This window comes from Campylobacter concisus, assembly GCF_902460875.1.
In the GTDB taxonomy this organism is placed as follows: Bacteria; Campylobacterota; Campylobacteria; order Campylobacterales; family Campylobacteraceae; genus Campylobacter_A; species Campylobacter_A concisus_AA.
In genome coordinates this window covers 1-869 of the sequence record NZ_CABPVR010000027.1, presented here as the reverse complement: position 1 = coordinate 869, position 869 = coordinate 1, and the positions used below count along the sequence as shown (strand labels likewise).

The 869-nt window shown below is 28.7% G+C and carries 1 protein-coding gene; it reads right to left on the bottom strand.

Features of this window, described 5'->3' with window-relative positions; translation table 11 throughout:
• Positions 1-852: hypothetical protein (locus tag F3H01_RS09310; RefSeq protein ID WP_188116385.1), on the bottom strand; the 852-nt coding region annotated here is incomplete at its 3' end.
• Between the last annotated feature and the right edge of the window lie 17 nt (positions 853-869).

Here is an 869-nt window from a genome sequence, read left to right as displayed (position 1 = left end):
GTATATCTCTATAGGGTAGTAGGTATATTCACTTGTTTTATTTGAATAAGGTTCATAAGATATATTCTTAACAGCATAAGTTTCATCAAATTTATTTGTGAAATACTTATGAAGTATTAGTTCATAAGATCTTTTTTGGTGTTCGTAAGATGAGCTATAGGCACTATCTACTAAAAATTTAAGTCCAGCTCTTGTTATATTAGATACTGTTGCCTTTCCAGCATTTTTTACAAATTCTGTACCTATTCTTAATGTTATAAGTTTTTTTGTGACATCCTTATAATCTTTTGCTAATTTTTCTTGATGCTTTAGTTGATCTCTACCTTTTGCTTTTGCTTTTCGATCAAAATATGAAAAAAGGTAATCATTGCTTATTAGCTTTTGCATCCTAAAAAATTCACGTCTACTTAGAAGGTTAAAATTTTTTTTATCACTTGCACTAATTAACTTAAAAATAGGCTTTTCTTTTATTAGCGTGGCCAATCTAAGCTCTCCACCTGTTGCCATAAATATACCTTTGGCAACATTAAGAGGAGTAGCGTCTTTGCCTACATAAAACATTGTCCTTATGACGCTTTTCCATACAGTCTCACCGCATTTGTCTATAAAAAAACCATAAAATGGAAATATATCGGATAATATATCGTTCATTATAGACTTTAATGAAAAATCTATCATATCCTTATACTCATCGTCATTTATCTGCTTTATATATTTTTTAAATTTCTCATCCTCTATACTACTCGTATCTATATTATTAGGATTACTAAGTATCTTTTCAAGTTCTTTATATTCTTCGTCACTTAAAGAATTTTCTTTTTTGAATTTACTTGCAAATTTCTCATAGCTCATATCATATATGTCTAGAG